The sequence below is a fragment of the Chromobacterium sp. IIBBL 290-4 genome, assembly GCF_024207115.1.
Lineage (GTDB): Bacteria > Pseudomonadota > Gammaproteobacteria > Burkholderiales > Chromobacteriaceae > Chromobacterium.
This window is the reverse complement of sequence record NZ_CP100128.1, coordinates 3773125-3786522: the sequence shown is the minus strand read 5'-3', so window position 1 is coordinate 3786522 and position 13398 is coordinate 3773125. Positions and strand designations below refer to the sequence as shown.

Below are 13398 nucleotides of genomic sequence, written 5' to 3'. Positions count from 1 at the left end.
TTCCATGATCAGCCCGCAAGCGGCCCTCAACCGTCTGATCGACGGCAATGAACTGTTTTACGATGAGATGCTGGACCTGATGCGCCAGATCATGCGCGGCGAGCTCACCCCGGCCCAGACGGCAGCTATCCTGATCGGCTTGCGCGTCAAGGTGGAGTCGGTCTCGGAAATCGCCGCCGCCGCCACGGTGATGCGCGAGTTCGCCACCCACGTCCCCGTCGCCGATCGCCGCAACCTGATCGACACCTGCGGCACCGGCGGCGACAAATCGCATACCTTCAATATTTCCACCACCGCCTCCTTCGTCGCCGCCGCGGCCGGCGCCAAGGTGGCCAAGCATGGCGGCCGCTCGGTTTCATCTAGCTCCGGCAGCGCCGACGTGCTGGAGAAGCTGGGCGTCAACCTGGCCCTGACGTCGGAGCAAGTCGGCCAATGCATAGATGAAATCGGCCTGGGCTTCATGTTCGCGCCCAACCATCACAGCGCGATGAAGCATGTGGCCCCCATCCGCAAGGAACTGGGCGCCCGCACCATCTTCAATATCCTCGGGCCGCTGACCAATCCGGCCGGCGCCGGCCATCAACTGATGGGCGTATTCCACCCCGACCTGGTCGGCATCCAGTCGCGCGTGCTCAAGCAACTGGGCAGCAAGCACGTGATGGTCGTTCACGGCTGCGACGGCCTGGACGAGCTGACACTGTCCGGCCCCAGCCGCGTGGCGGAGTTGAAAAACGGCGCGATCGAAGAGTACGAGGTAGCGCCCGAAGACTTCGGGCTGTCGCGCTGCGAGCTGAAAGCGCTGCGCGCCGACACTGCCGAGCAGTCGAAAGAACGCTTGCTGTCAGTCTTGAATGGAGACGTCGGCCCCGCGCGCGACATCGTGCTTTACAACGCAGGCGCAGCAATTTATACCGCCGATATCGCCGCAAGCCTGGCCGACGGTGTTAACATGGCGCGCGAAGCGCTGGACAGCGGCGATGCCCGCCGCAAGCTGGAACAGCTGATCAAGCTGAGCCAGCAGTTCGCCCGATGAATTTTGCAAGAGGCTGGCCAGCTGCCAGCTTTGTGATAAAACAGACCGTGTCAGAACATCATGAATAAACTATCGAAAGACATCTTCAAGGCTTATGACATCCGCGGCATCGTCGGCAAAACCCTGACCGCGCCGGTTGCCCGCCAGATCGGCCAGGCCGTTGGTTCCGAGGCGCGCGCCCGCAAGGTCAAGGCCATCGTGATCGGCCGTGACGGCCGCCTGTCCGGCCCGGAACTGAGCGAAGCGCTGGCGGAAGGCATCCGCGCCGCCGGCGTGGACGTCATCGATGTCGGCCGCGTCGCCACTCCCATGCTGTACTTCGCCGCCCACCAGTTGGGCACGCTGTCCGGCGTCATGGTGACCGGCAGCCACAACCCACCCGATTACAACGGTTTCAAAATGATGTTGGCCGGCGACACGCTGGCCGGCGAAGACATCCAGAAACTGTATCAACGCATCGTGGACAGCGACCTGGCGGAAGGCGAAGGCGGCTATCGCACTGAAGACATCGCCGAAGCCTATATCGAGCGCATCACGTCCGACATCAAGCTGGAACGCCCGATGAACATCGTGGTGGACAGCGGCAACGGCGTGGCTGGCGCTTTTGGCCCCGTGCTGTATCGCCGCCTCGGCTGCAAGGTGCGCGAACTGTTCTGCGATGTGGACGGCACCTTCCCCAACCACCATCCGGACCCGGCCAAGCCGGAAAACCTGAAGGACGTGCAAGAGGCGCTGGCCAAAACCGACGCTGAAATCGGCCTGGCCTTCGACGGCGACGGCGACCGCCTGGGCGTGGTCACCAAGGACGGCAATATCATCTGGCCGGACCGCCAGCTGATGCTGTACGCGGCAGACGTGCTGGAACGCAACCCCAAGGCCAAAATCATTTTCGACGTCAAATCCACCCGTCTGCTCAAGCCCTGGATCAAACAGAACGGCGGCACCCCGGTCATGGCTCGCACCGGGCATAGCTTCATCAAAGCCAAGATCAAGGAAACCGGCGCGCTGCTGGCCGGCGAGATGAGCGGCCACGTGTTCTTCAAGGAACGCTGGTACGGTTTCGACGACGGCATCTACACCGGCGCCCGCCTGCTGGAAGTGCTGTCTCGCGTGGAAGATCCGAGCGCGCTGCTGAACGCGCTGCCCAACGCCGTCTCCACGCCGGAGCTGAACATCAAGATGGCCAAGGAAGGTGAAAACCACGCGCTGATCGCCAAGCTGCAGGAATCGGCCAAGTTTGACGGCGCCGAAGAAGTGAACACGCTGGACGGCCTGCGCGTAGAGTATAAGGATGGTTTCGGCCTGGCCCGCGCCTCCAACACCACGCCGGTCATCGTGTTGCGCTTCGAGGCGGATAACGAAGAGGCGCTGGAACGCATCAAGGGCGACTTCCGCCGCGTGCTGGGCACCGCCACCGACGCCAAGCTGCCGTTCTAAGCTTGCCGCGGCCGCGCTGAGCGGCCGTTTGGATAGTGTTATCAGGGGACATGGGCCAACCATGTCCCCGTTGCATTGAAAGGAATCTCATGTACCAACTGGCCGCCAGCCACCTCTCCACCGTGCGCGACCTGCTGCGCTTCGCCGTATCGCGTTTCAACGAGGCCGAACTCACCTACGGCCACGGCACCGACAACGCCCACGACGAGGCCGTCTACCTGATCCTGTCGGCGCTGCAGCTGCCCATCGACAAGCTGGACCCGTATCTGGACGCCAAGCTGCTGCCCGATGAAATGACCGCCGCGCTGGAGCTGATCCGTCGCCGCGCCGAAGACAAAGTGCCCGTCGCCTACCTGACCAATGAGGCCTGGCAGGGCGAGTTCAATTTCTACGTGGACGAGCGCGTGCTGGTGCCGCGCTCCTTCATCTATGAGCTGATGGGCGAAGCGCTGGAACCGTGGATCGAACATCCGGAACTGGTGCACCGCGCGCTGGACCTGTGCACCGGCTCCGGCTGCCTGGCCATCCAGCTGGCCCACCACTATCCGGACGCCGAAGTCGACGCAGTGGACATCTCGCTGGACGCGCTGGAAGTGGCGGCGGTGAACGTGGAGCGCTACGGCCTGGAAGACCGCGTCAACCTGATCCACACCGACCTGTTCGAAGGCCTGGAAGAGAAGTACGACCTGATCATCTCCAACCCGCCTTACGTTGATGCCGAGTCGGTAGACGCGCTGCCGCAGGAATACCTGCACGAGCCAGAAATCGCGCTGGGCTCCGGCGAAGACGGCCTGGACGCCACCCGCGAAATCCTGCGCCGCGCGCCGGAATTCCTCAACGAGCGCGGCGTGCTGCTGGTGGAAATCGGCCACAACCGCGACATGCTGGAAGAATGTTTCCCCACCCTGCCCTTCATGTGGATGGAGACGCAGAGCGGCGACGGATTCGTCTTCCTGCTGACGCGCGAAGACATTGTAAACGCCGGTATCTAATCAGACCGCAAAGCCGCCAAAACCAAGGGTTTGGCGGCTTTTTCCATTCCGGTTCGGCACTATCGGACACCGTGACAATCGAGGCTATTGCGGGGTACATTTGGGGGGATAAAAAGGGGTATCAAATAAAATACCCTACGCTTCCGAGGTGAACACATGCCGCTTACCAAGCTGGAGATCGACCGGATCGAACCGGGCGAAAAACAAATCAAAGTCACAGATGGCCAAGGCTTGTATCTGCTGGTCATGCCCAACGGCTCCAAGTACTGGCGCCTGAAATATCGCTTTTCCGGCAAAGAAAAAGTGCTTGCCCTCGGCGTGTATCCCGAAGTCTCCCTCAAGGATGCCCGGCTGAAACGAGATGATGCCCGCCGCCTATTGGCCCAAGACGAAGATCCTGGCGAGCTCAAAAAGAAAAACGCGCGCAAACAACAGTACGAAGCGTCGTCCACCCTCCAAGCCGTAGCCCAAGAATGGTGGAGCAAAATGTCTGCCGAATGGGCGCCGAACCATGCAAACGGGGTCTGGCGCTCGCTGGAGATCCATCTATTACCCGAACTTGGACACCGCCCTATCCGTGATATCAGCGCGATGGACTTGCTGCTCGTTTTGCAATCCGTTGAACAACGAGGGCTGCACGACACCGCGAATCGGCTTCGTGAACGCTGCAATGCCATATGGCGAAGAGCAGTCAAAACCGGACGAGCCGAACACAACCCTGCCGCAGACCTCGCCGGCGAATTGATCACGCCGGTTTCCAAGCCCCAGCCGTCTTTAGCCCGTGAAGAGCTGCCTGCGTTTTTGGCCGCATTGGCCGGCAATGAGCACATCACGCTGCAAACCAAATACCTGATCAAGCTGGTCATGATCTGCTTCACCCGGATTGGCGAAACGGTTCAAGCCACCTGGCATGACTTCGACTTGGATCAAGCCTTGTGGACCATCCCGCCGGAAACCCGCAAGCTAAAGCGCGCTTTGAAAGCCGCGGCCGCGCCGCATATCGTGCCCCTGCCCTCCCAAGCCGTGGACATTCTCAAACAGCTGAGCATGCATCGGATGGAAGGAAACGATTTCGTCTTTCCCAGCTTCTTCTATCGCGGCCGGCACATGAGCAAGACCACGCTGCTCAAAGCCTTTGAACGCATGGGGTATAGCGGAAAAAATACCGAAAATGGGCATGTCGTCACCCACGGTTTCCGCGCGACCGCCTCAACTATTCTGAATGAGGCCGGCTTCAACCCCGATGCCATCGAGCGGCAGCTCTCGCACAAGGAACCCAACCAAGTGAGAGCCGCCTACAATCGCGCTCAATACATGGAAGAGCGCCGGGCCATGCTGCAAAGCTGGGCCGACTACCTCGATAAAGTCGAACAAGGGGGCGATACCACGCTGCTAGCCGCCATGCATGCATAGCGCGCATGAAAGCGCATGAATGCCGGCACTCCGCCAGCCTCCGCGAGCGCCGTAACTGAGGCGTTTGCGGGGTACTCATGCAGGTGCATGATTTCCCACACATGAAGCGCGGGGGCGAGGCGGGGCTTCGATGGCGCGCGCTGGGGGCTGGAAGGGTCCCTCACTACCTCCCGACATAGACTGCTCGATGTAAAATGAAAACCCCGCGAGTGCGGGGTCGGGCTGGTATTCTAAGTCTTAGTCTGCCAAAGCTTCCCACGCTTCAGCAGGGCGGCCACCCAAGGGAGCCCGGCGGCGGTAAATCACATTTTCCATCGGAGGAACGCTTTGTCCCGGCCTCATAACCTTAGCTCGCAAATGTACAGCTTCAATAAAGTGGAATCCATCCTCCCGACGGTCTGATTGGCTATAACTGTGTTCAGTTATAGGGTGCTCAGGATTACCACGCTGAGGGTATTCTTGCTCGTCGGGATGGTCGCAGAAAAATTGCCAAGCAGAGTCCAACTCCTCCTGAGGAGCAGGTGACGGTCTAGTCGTTCCGAACATATCAGCCCCATGGCATAAAAATGACATTACAACAATAGCTGGGCTTATACATTATGCAACTGCTGCCAACGCATACTCCCCAAACTGGATCACCTCCTCCTCCAGCCAGTCGTTGACCTCCTGCAATCGCAGCTGTAGCGGCTTGATCTCGTTTTCGTAGAACACACCGGCCGCCTTGGGCGCGTCGCCGAAGCCGCCGGCGTTGCCGGGAATCACGCCCAGCAGCTGCGGCGGCACCCGGTGCGCGGCCAACACATCGTCGCGGGTCACGTTCTTGATGTTGAGGAATTCATCCTTGGCCGTCACTTCGCTGATGGGGAGCAGCTGCAGCCCGTCTTTCTTGCCGTTCGGCGCGTACATAAACAGATTCTTGAAATTGCCTGGCCCCTTGCTGTCGCGCAGCGCCTTGCGCAGGTTGTCGATGTCCTGCTCATTGTTGGCGGCGTCGGTCATGTAGAGGATGAAGCCGGCGTGCGAGCCGTTGAGGTAATACTTGCGGCGGAACAGCGTGGCGGACTCGTTGAGCCAGGCCGATTGCAGCGCAGCCAGGTATTCCGGCAGGCCGTACACCTCCTGATTGATGTCCGCGTCCATCAAATGCAGCACGTGGCCGGCCAGCAGCTGCTCTTGGTCGAAACCCGGCACCCACCAGAACCCGGCCAGGTCTTTGGCGCGGCGCACATACTTGGCGCGCGCCGGCTTCAGCTCCATGACGCCGCCCAGCCGGTTGGTGATGGCTTGCAGGTAGGCATTGCCGAACACCAGATAATCCATCAGCCAGGCGCTGAACGCCGACCGGCTCAGCAGCCGATGCGGCTTAAAGGTGCTGACCAGCACATTGCGCTTTACCGTCAAGGCGCTGGCGTGATGGACGTTGGCGCGCAGGCTGCGCGCCAGGCCGTCCCAACTGACTGGCGGCTCATACCAGCGGCCATTGTCCACGCATTGCAGATAGTCCATCAGTTCGCGCCGGTCCAGCACCGGCACCGGCTCGCCGAAGGAAAACGCCAGCGGCGTGCTGGCCGGCGCGGATGGCGCCGCCGGCGTCGCCGGGGCGTGGGGATGGTTATGGCTGCGGCGAGGTTTGTTCATCCGAAAATCTCCATGAAACTGGAATTGGTAGAAGTCGCGCCCTCAAGCGGCTCGTGCGCCAGAGCGTGCATGGTGGCCCACGCCAAGTCGGCGTGGCTGGTTTCTTCGGAGCGGCCGGCGGCGAAGGTGACGCCGCGCCCGCTCGGCGTGCTGGTTTTCTTGATCGACAGGAAGGCGGCGGCGATGTCGTTGTGGCTGGCGTCGAACTCCAGCCGGCCGCTGTTGATCACATCCAGCGCCTTCAGCACCAGACGGGTTTTCACCTCCACGCTGTAGCTGATCGCCACCGCGTCTGGGCGGAATTGCTTCACCAGCTGATAGACGCCCGTCCCCAGGCCGGACGTGTCGATGCCGATGTATTCCACGTTGTAGCGCAGGGTTTGTTGGCGGATGAAATCAGCCTGCTTGGCAAAATCCATGCCCTTGAACTGCGCCCGCTCCAAGATGCGGAACTTGCCGCCCGGCACCGCCGGCGGCGCCAGCACCACCAGCGCCGCGCTGTCGCCGGTATGGCTAGGGTCATAGCCCAGCCATACCGGACGATGGCCGAACGGCCGCGCGGCGAAGGGCTTGAAATCGTCCCACTCGGCCCAGGCATCCACCATCGCCCGTTGCAGCGCGGCAAACGAAAACACGCTGGCGCCGTCGTCGATGAACTGGCACATGAACAGTTGCAGAAACTCTTCCGGGCTGTACTCCAGCCGCAGCTGGTCGATGTCGAACAGATCGCAGCCGCCGGCCAGCGCGTCGATGATGGTGACGATCTGTCGCCAGCGGCCATCCGGGCCGCGCACGCCGCCGGCCAGTGCCTGGGCCGACACGTCGAGCTTGATGTGTTCCGCCTTGGGCCGACCGCGGTTGAAATGCTCGCCGGTCCACACCTTGAACCCTTCATGGGACATGGCGGACGGCGTGGAAAAATAGGTCTGGCGGTACATCTTCTGGCTGGCCATGCCGCTGGCCAGCTTGCGCAGCTCCAGAAAGCGCGGAATCCAGAAATACTCATCCACATACAAATCGCCGTGGCGGCCCTGGGCGGTGCGGCTATTGGTCCCCAGGAATGACAGCTCCGCGCCGTTGGGCAGCTTGATGACTTCGCCCTTCAGCTCCACGCCGGTGACGTTCTTCACAAAGTCGCAGATATAGGACCGGAACTGGAAAGCCTGGGCTTTGGAGGCAGACAGGAAGATCTGATTGCGCCCCGTTTCCAGCGCGGTAATCAGCGCCTCATGGGCGAAATAATAGGTGGCGCCGATCTGCCGGCTTTTCAGGATGTCGCGGATGCGCTCTTGCTGCCCTGCCCTGTACCAGTGTTTCTGGTAGTCGAACATGCCATCGAGGAAGGCCGCTACCAGCTGGGCCTGGTGCTCGTCGGTAATCGGGTTGCGCTCCGGCTGGCGCTTCGGCGCCGCGTTCCGGTTCGCGATGTTCGGGTTTAGGTCGGACTCTTTGCCGGTCTGGCTGTACTTGCCCACACGCGCCAGGCGTTCCACCTGGCGGCCGAGCAAGTCGATTTCCTTGAAGTCCTTTCCCTCCTTGTCCTCTTTCAGGATCAGCTGTTGCATCCGCGTTTCGATGGTGGAGGCGATGCGGTCGGCCGGGTCGGAATCGTCCCAGGCGTCGCGCCGTTTCCAGCTATGCACCGTCGCCGGCTTCACGCCCACATGCTCGGCAATGCGAGCCACGCGCCAGCCCTGCCAATAGAGGGCGCGGGCCAGGCGGCGCGGGTCTAGGTCCATCTCGGAAATAAGGGCTTGAGTATCCATCCCGGCAGTCTGCCGCCTTGTTCGGCGCGATTCTCCGCCTGCCGGTTGTGTCCGTTCGCCACACAACAGCCACCGCTCGACCCCGCCCCGCGCGGCCGGGATTATGGGCGCATCGCCACGACAGACACCCGACCGAGGACCGCAAACCATGGCAAGCCAGGACAACCCGAAGCCCACCGGCAAGAAGTCGAAATTCTTCCGCATCGCCACCGAAGGCGACACCACTGACGGCCGCGAAATCAGCCGCCAAGACATCGAGCAGATGGCTCGCAACTACAACCCGGAACGCTACGGCGCCCGCGTCAACATCGAACACGTCCGCGGCATCATGCCGGATGGCCCGTTCGGCATGTATGGCGACATCATTGCGCTCAAAACCCAAGAAAACGCCGAAGGCAAGCTTCAACTGATGGCGCAGATAGACCCGACGCCAGGTCTAGTGGATCTGGTCAACGTGAAGCGTCAAAAGGTCTACACCTCTATCGAAGTTCAACCCAACTTCGCCAAATCGGGCGAAGCGTATTTGGTAGGTTTGGCCGCAACGGATAGCCCGGCCAGTCTGGGAACCGAGATGCTGCGCTTCTGCGCTGGCGCGCAAATCAATCCGCTCGCCCATCGCAAGCAGTCGCCAGACAACCTATTCACCGCCGCCATCGAATGCAATCTGGAATTTGAGGATGACAACGCCAGCCCGCTGGCCGGCTTCAGCGACAAGATCAAGGGCTTGCTAGGCAAGTTCTCCAGCCGCCAAAACGCCGACACCGCCGAGCTGTCCGCCGCGGTGCAAACCATCGCCGAAAGCCAGGGCGAGTTGCTGGAGCAATTCAGCGGCAAAGCCAACGCCGCTGACGTGGCGAAATTGCGCGAGCAATACAGCCAGCTCAAAACCGACCATGACGCTCTCGTCACCAAGCTGAGCAGCGAGCCCATCACGCCGCCGCGCAGCACCGCCACTGGCGCCGCCGCCGAACACGTCACCGACTGCTGACCAGCCCTCACCCATTACCGGAGCCATACCGCATGAAAACCGATACCCGCAACGTGTTCACCCAGCTGCTGGAGCAGATCGCCAAGCTGAACGGCGTCAGCGCCGCCGCCGTCGAAAAATCCTTCAGCGTGCAGCCGTCCATCCAGCAGAAGCTGGAAACCCGCATTCAGGAATCGAGCGAATTCCTAACCCGCATCAACATCAACGGCGTCGATGAGCTGGAGGGCGAAAAGCTGGGCCTGGGCATCTTCGGCACCGTTGCCGGCCGCACCAAGGTGACGCCGACCAACCCGCGCCGCCCGCGCAACCTTGGCGACCTGAACAGCCATAAATACCGCTGCGAATTCACCGAGTTCGACACCGCTATCCCCTTCGTCCAGTTGGACGCCTGGGCCAAGTTCCCGGACTTCCAGACCAAGCTGCGCGACGTCATCGTCAAGCAGCAGGGGCTGGACCGCATGATGATCGGCTTCAATGGCGTCAGCGTGGCGGAACAGACCAACCGCGAGAAGTTTCCGCTGCTGCAAGACGTCAACAAGGGTTGGCTGCAGCAATACCGCGAACATGCGCCGGAGCGCGTGATGGCGGAAGTGAAGAAGGGGTCTGGCAAGGTCATGATCGGGGCAAAGGAAAAGGGCGGCGACTACGCCAACCTCGACGCGCTGGTGATGGATGCCGTAGCGGGTCTGATTGACCCGGCCATGGCGGGCAATCCCGACTTGGTGGTGGTCCTGGGCCGCGACCTGCTGCATGACAAGTACTTCCCCATCGTCAATCAGGACAACAAGCCCAGCGAACAGATGGCGGCCGACGTCGTCATCAGCCAGAAGCGCGTTGGCGGCCTGCCGCCTGTTTCCGTGCCCTACTTCCCGGCCGGCGCGATGCTGATTACCCCGCTGTCCAATCTGTCCATCTACTACCAGAGCGGCAGCCGCCGCCGTCACCTGCGCGAAGAGCCGGATTACAACCAAGTGGCCAACTACGAGAGCAACAACGAAGCCTACGTGGTGGAGCGCTACGAGGCCGGCTGCCTGGTAGAAAACATCGAGATGGTGAACGCGGCATGAGCCACGCCCGCGCCCACTTCCAGCGGGCCAGCGCGGCCAAGGCTTCGGCCTTGGCCGTGGAAGACGGCCCCGTCAACTGCACCGCTTACGAAATGATGTTGGTCAAGCTGGCCGAAGACAAGCGGCGCTTGAAGCAAGTCCAGTCCACGGAAGGCAAGGCCGAGGTCAAGCGCCAGATCCTGCCCGATTACGCCCCCTGGGTGGAAGGCGCGCTGCAAGGCGGCAAGGGCCAGCCCGACGATGTGCTGATGACGGTCCTGATGTGGCGCATCGACGCCGGCGACTACAGCGGCGCGCTGGACATCGCCGAGTACGCGCTCCCCCACGGCCTGCCGTTGCCGGACCAGTTCAGCCGCACCACCGCCACGGCCGTGGCCGAGGAAATCGCCGACGCCGCCAAGCGCGCCCGCGACGGCAAGCAGCCGTTCGAGCTTCAGACGCTGACCTACACCGCCGAACTGACCGACAAGCACGATATGCCGGACCAAGTGCGCGCCAAGCTGCTCAAGGAAACCGGCCTGGCCATGGCGGAAGCGGAGCCGTCCGCCGCGCTGGAGCATCTGCGCCGCGCCCAGCAGCTGCATGGCGCCGTCGGCGTCAAAAAGGACATCGAGCGCATTGAACGCGCCATCAAGAACAGCGCCCCGCCGCCCACCGGCAGCCAGGCGTAACCGAGCGACCCCGCGCGACTGACGGCAGGGGGTGGACGCCAGGCGCAAGCCAACGGCCGAAGCCCCCTCCACCGTCACCCACAAGGACAGCGCCATGCAAATCAACACCGTCAACGCCACGCCCACGAGCGCGCCCGCGCCGACTGATGGCCAGGCCATCCCATCCAGCCGTTTCTGGCCGGACATCGAGCCCAGCCACTTCCGCGCAGCCATGCGCTACGACGGCACCGTCACCGCCGCCCGCCTGCGCCATGCACTGGTGGAAGCCATCGCCGCCGTCAATGGCGAGCTGGCCGGCTGGCGCGTTGTCAAGATCGCCGGCGGCGCGCTGCGCCTGGTCGACATCGAGGCGGAACAGATCGACGGCGAATCGGCACTGGTGCAGCGCTGGCGCCGGGCAGTCTACGCCATCGCGGCGGCGGACCTGGCCGAGCGCTACCGCTCGTTTGACGCCACCGGCGCGGCTCGCCAGCGGGCGGACGATTTGGACGATACCGCCGACCAGTTGCGCGCGGATGCCCGCGCCGCCATCCGCGCGCTGATGAGCGTCGGCCGCTGCACGGTGGAACTGATCTGATGCGCGCCATTCGCGCCATGCAGGGCGACACCGTGGACGCCATCGCCTGGCGCGTTTACGGCAAAACCCGCGGCGTGGTGGAACTGCTGCTGCAACACAACCCAGGGCTGGCCGAGCATGGCCCGGTCCTGCCCAGCGGCGCGCGGGTGCTGCTGCCGGACCTGCCGGCAGATCCCGCGCCCGCGCAAACCCTCATCAACCTATGGGACTAACACCATGGCAGAACCTGTAAGCAGTACCGCCACCACCGCCACGCTGGCCGCCGTCGCCGGCCTGGCCGTGCTGCCCGGCATCGACGCGGCCGTGGTGCTCGGCGCGTTCGCCGGCGCGGCTGTGTTCGTGCTGAGTTCGGACAGCCTGAGCCTGGCCAAGAAGGCCGGTTTCTTCATCGTCAGCTTTCTGGCCGGCCTGGTGGCCGCCGCCGGCGTGGCCAGTCTGCTGGCGCGCTGGCTGCCCATCGAGTCCAGCCCCGGCGTGGGCGCGCTGATCGCCGCCGCGCTCGCCGTCAAAGTGTTGCTGTGGCTGATCAGAATGGCCGACGATCCGGCCGCAGCCGTGCGCGGCATCAAGGGGGGCAAGCCATGACGCTCAATGTCCTGCACATCCTGGTGCTTATCCTTTCGTCTATCGTTTTGCTCGGTTTTCAGCGCGGAACGTCCAAACACCGCCCATTCGCTGCACTTTTGGCTTATCTGCTCATCGTTTCCGCCGGCGCGGTGGCCGTGCTGCGCCTATTCGGCCGGCATGAGTTGGCCGACCTGCCGCAGCTGTTCATCAATCTGGCCTTGCTGCTGGCGCTGATCGCCCAGCGCGGCAACGTGGTGGATCTGTTTCGCAATGGCGGCCCGCGCCAGTCGCGGCTGGCCATCCTGCTGAGGAAAGCCACATGGATCTGATGAAGAAAGGCGCGCACGGCCTGGACGTGCAAGCGCTGCAGCAACGGCTCGCTGCCTTGGGCGCCAAGCTGACTGTCGATGGCTGGTTTGGCGACGCCACCGAGGCCGCGGTGGCTGCATTCCAGCGCCGCGCCGGTCTGGTGGTGGACGGCATTGCCGGGCCTAAAACACTCTTCGCGCTCATTGGCCAGGCTGGCCCGCGCCGGCTGGGCGAAACCGACTTGCAAGCCGCCGCCGAACGCCTGGGCGTCAGCGTGTCCGTAGTCAAAGCCTTCAACGCGGTGGAGTCCAGCGGTTCAGGCTTCCTGGCGGATGGCCGCCCCGTCATCTTGCTGGAGCGTCATGTCGTCTATCAGCGCGCTGGTGAGCAAGCCGAACAGCTGGCGGCGCAATATCCGGCAATCTGTAACAAGGCGCGCGGCGGCTATGCAGGCGGGGCGGCCGAGTGGACGCGCTTCACCAGCCTGGCCATCATCGGCGGCGAGCAGCTGGCTATCGAGTCTTGCAGCTGGGGCGCGTTCCAGATCATGGGCTATCACTGGCAGCGGCTGGGCTATGTCGGGGCGCTCGAATGGCGGCGGGCGATGGAATCCGGCGAACCGGCCCAGCTCGACGCCTTCGTGCGCTTCATCCTGGCCGAGCCGGCATTGCTGAAAGCGCTGCAAGCCAAGAAATGGGCGGACGTGGCCCGGCTCTACAACGGCCCGGCATACCGTGAAAACCTCTATGACGCCAAGTTGCAGGCCGCCTATGAGCGCGCGGAAAGGCTGGCCGCATGATCGCCTCCCTGCTCCCCCTCGTCCGTCGCGTCCTTGCCGTCATTCTGCTCACGGCCGCCCTGCTGGCCGGCTACACCCTATGGCAGCAAAGCCGCCAGTTGCAAGGCCAAGCCGCCAGTCTGGCTGCTGCTCAACGCGACG

The 13398-nt window shown here is 62.9% G+C and carries 14 protein-coding genes; 12 read left to right on the top strand and 2 right to left on the bottom strand.

Annotated elements, in window-relative coordinates:
- Nucleotides 1-4: 4 nt before the first annotated feature.
- From trpD to NKT35_RS17740, 4 genes are all read left to right on the top strand, one after another.
- On the top strand, nt 5-1033 hold the full coding sequence (gene trpD, locus NKT35_RS17755) for an anthranilate phosphoribosyltransferase (protein WP_254295471.1): 1029 nt from the start codon (nt 5-7) through the stop codon (nt 1031-1033).
- A gap of 60 nt (nt 1034-1093) precedes the next feature.
- Complete coding sequence (locus NKT35_RS17750; RefSeq protein ID WP_254295470.1) at nt 1094-2470, top strand: phosphomannomutase/phosphoglucomutase; 1377 nt, start codon at nt 1094-1096, stop codon at nt 2468-2470.
- Nucleotides 2471-2559: 89 nt separating this feature from the next.
- On the top strand, nt 2560-3462 hold the full coding sequence (prmB, locus tag NKT35_RS17745; protein ID WP_254295468.1) for a 50S ribosomal protein L3 N(5)-glutamine methyltransferase: 903 nt from the start codon (nt 2560-2562) through the stop codon (nt 3460-3462).
- Nucleotides 3463-3618: 156 nt separating this feature from the next.
- Nucleotides 3619-4875: a tyrosine-type recombinase/integrase gene (locus NKT35_RS17740; RefSeq protein ID WP_254295466.1), complete on the top strand. Its 1257-nt coding sequence runs from the start codon at nt 3619-3621 to the stop codon at nt 4873-4875.
- Between the two features lie 597 nt (nt 4876-5472).
- Here the strand turns inward: NKT35_RS17740 and NKT35_RS17735 are convergent.
- Together NKT35_RS17735 and NKT35_RS17730 are read right to left on the bottom strand one after the other, a co-directional pair.
- The gene (locus NKT35_RS17735; RefSeq protein WP_254295458.1) at nt 5473-6513 is read right to left on the bottom strand and encodes a phage portal protein; all 1041 of its coding nucleotides are present in this window, start codon (nt 6511-6513) and stop codon (nt 5473-5475) included.
- Complete coding sequence (locus NKT35_RS17730; protein ID WP_254295451.1) at nt 6510-8279, bottom strand: terminase ATPase subunit family protein; 1770 nt, start codon at nt 8277-8279, stop codon at nt 6510-6512. The genes NKT35_RS17735 and NKT35_RS17730 overlap by 4 nt, the downstream gene beginning before the upstream one ends.
- Nucleotides 8280-8427: 148 nt before the next feature.
- Between NKT35_RS17730 and NKT35_RS17725 the strand changes: the two genes are divergently transcribed.
- The 8 genes from NKT35_RS17725 to NKT35_RS17690 all read left to right on the top strand — a co-directional run bounded on the left by NKT35_RS17725 (nt 8428) and on the right by NKT35_RS17690 (nt 13257).
- A complete protein-coding gene (locus NKT35_RS17725) occupies nt 8428-9267 on the top strand; it encodes a GPO family capsid scaffolding protein (protein ID WP_254295449.1) in 840 nt (279 codons plus the stop codon).
- Nucleotides 9268-9299: 32 nt separating this feature from the next.
- Entirely contained in the window at nt 9300-10334 is a 1035-nt protein-coding gene (locus NKT35_RS17720) for a phage major capsid protein, P2 family (RefSeq protein WP_254295447.1), read from the top strand.
- The gene (gene gpM, locus NKT35_RS17715; protein WP_254295446.1) at nt 10331-11005 is read left to right on the top strand and encodes a phage terminase small subunit; all 675 of its coding nucleotides are present in this window, start codon (nt 10331-10333) and stop codon (nt 11003-11005) included. Before NKT35_RS17720 ends, gpM begins: the two co-directional genes overlap by 4 nt.
- Before the next feature lie 94 nt (nt 11006-11099).
- On the top strand, nt 11100-11582 hold the full coding sequence (locus NKT35_RS17710; RefSeq protein ID WP_254295445.1) for a head completion/stabilization protein: 483 nt from the start codon (nt 11100-11102) through the stop codon (nt 11580-11582).
- Entirely contained in the window at nt 11582-11794 is a 213-nt protein-coding gene (locus tag NKT35_RS17705; protein ID WP_254295442.1) for a tail protein X, read from the top strand. The genes NKT35_RS17710 and NKT35_RS17705 overlap by 1 nt, the downstream gene beginning before the upstream one ends.
- A 4-nt stretch (nt 11795-11798) precedes the next feature.
- Entirely contained in the window at nt 11799-12167 is a 369-nt protein-coding gene (locus NKT35_RS17700) for a putative holin (RefSeq protein WP_254295440.1), read from the top strand.
- Nucleotides 12164-12478 (top strand): phage holin family protein, encoded by a 315-nt coding sequence (locus tag NKT35_RS17695; RefSeq protein WP_254295438.1) that lies wholly within the window; start codon nt 12164-12166, stop codon nt 12476-12478. The genes NKT35_RS17700 and NKT35_RS17695 overlap by 4 nt, the downstream gene beginning before the upstream one ends.
- Nucleotides 12469-13257 (top strand): N-acetylmuramidase domain-containing protein, encoded by a 789-nt coding sequence (locus NKT35_RS17690; RefSeq protein ID WP_254295436.1) that lies wholly within the window; start codon nt 12469-12471, stop codon nt 13255-13257. Before NKT35_RS17695 ends, NKT35_RS17690 begins: the two co-directional genes overlap by 10 nt.
- Nucleotides 13258-13398: the final 141 nt, after the last annotated feature.

Excerpts from the sequence above, each read along its gene's own strand:
- trpD (WP_254295471.1), top strand. The coding sequence starts at position 5 with ATGATCAGCCCGCAAGCGGCCCTCAACCGTCTGATCGACGGCAATGAA.
- NKT35_RS17750 (WP_254295470.1), top strand. The coding sequence starts at position 1,094 with ATGAATAAACTATCGAAAGACATCTTCAAGGCTTATGACATCCGCGGC.
- prmB (WP_254295468.1), top strand. The coding sequence starts at position 2,560 with ATGTACCAACTGGCCGCCAGCCACCTCTCCACCGTGCGCGACCTGCTG.
- NKT35_RS17740 (WP_254295466.1), top strand. The coding sequence starts at position 3,619 with ATGCCGCTTACCAAGCTGGAGATCGACCGGATCGAACCGGGCGAAAAA.
- NKT35_RS17735 (WP_254295458.1), bottom strand. The coding sequence starts at position 6,513 with ATGAACAAACCTCGCCGCAGCCATAACCATCCCCACGCCCCGGCGACG.
- NKT35_RS17730 (WP_254295451.1), bottom strand. The coding sequence starts at position 8,279 with ATGGATACTCAAGCCCTTATTTCCGAGATGGACCTAGACCCGCGCCGC.
- NKT35_RS17725 (WP_254295449.1), top strand. The coding sequence starts at position 8,428 with ATGGCAAGCCAGGACAACCCGAAGCCCACCGGCAAGAAGTCGAAATTC.
- NKT35_RS17720 (WP_254295447.1), top strand. The coding sequence starts at position 9,300 with ATGAAAACCGATACCCGCAACGTGTTCACCCAGCTGCTGGAGCAGATC.
- gpM (WP_254295446.1), top strand. The coding sequence starts at position 10,331 with ATGAGCCACGCCCGCGCCCACTTCCAGCGGGCCAGCGCGGCCAAGGCT.
- NKT35_RS17710 (WP_254295445.1), top strand. The coding sequence starts at position 11,100 with ATGCAAATCAACACCGTCAACGCCACGCCCACGAGCGCGCCCGCGCCG.
- NKT35_RS17705 (WP_254295442.1), top strand. The coding sequence starts at position 11,582 with ATGCGCGCCATTCGCGCCATGCAGGGCGACACCGTGGACGCCATCGCC.
- NKT35_RS17700 (WP_254295440.1), top strand. The coding sequence starts at position 11,799 with ATGGCAGAACCTGTAAGCAGTACCGCCACCACCGCCACGCTGGCCGCC.
- NKT35_RS17695 (WP_254295438.1), top strand. The coding sequence starts at position 12,164 with ATGACGCTCAATGTCCTGCACATCCTGGTGCTTATCCTTTCGTCTATC.
- NKT35_RS17690 (WP_254295436.1), top strand. The coding sequence starts at position 12,469 with ATGGATCTGATGAAGAAAGGCGCGCACGGCCTGGACGTGCAAGCGCTG.